General features: G+C 43.6%; 1 pseudogene. It reads left to right on the forward strand.

Going from position 1 to position 521, the window contains the following annotated elements:
* A pseudogene (locus FCN74_RS11975) lies at nucleotides 1-521 on the forward strand (beta strand repeat-containing protein); the annotation flags it as partial.

Below are 521 nucleotides of genomic sequence, written 5' to 3' on the forward strand. Positions count from 1 at the left end.
CAAACCCCAGAAAAAATGAGCTACCAAGCGGTGGTAAGAGACGGAAATAACGATCTAGTAACTGAAGCCCAAGTCGGTATGCAAATTTCTATCTTACAAGGCACGGCAAGTGGTACAGCCGTTTATATAGAGACCCAAACACCAACTTCAAACACCAACGGATTAGTAAGTTTAGAAATTGGTAGTGGAACAGTTGTATCTGGAACCTTTACTACTATTGATTGGGCAAACGGTCCGTATTTTATTAAAACCGAAACCGACCCCACAGGTGGAAGTAATTACACAATTTCAGGGACAAGCCAGTTGATGAGCGTGCCTTATGCTTTATATGCAAAAGAATCTGGTAGTTCAATACCAGGTCCAGCTGGCCAAGATGGTCAAGACGGCGTAGGCATTACTTCAACAACAGATAATGGTGATGGAACTTTTACCTTAAACTTTAGTGATGGCAGTAGTTTTACTACAGCAGACCTCACTGGACCACAAGGAGCAACTGGTCCAACTGGACCGCAAGGACCGAT

Origin of the sequence: Mesohalobacter halotolerans (genome assembly GCF_006120725.1) — a bacterium.
GTDB lineage: Bacteria > Bacteroidota > Bacteroidia > Flavobacteriales > Flavobacteriaceae > Psychroflexus > Psychroflexus halotolerans.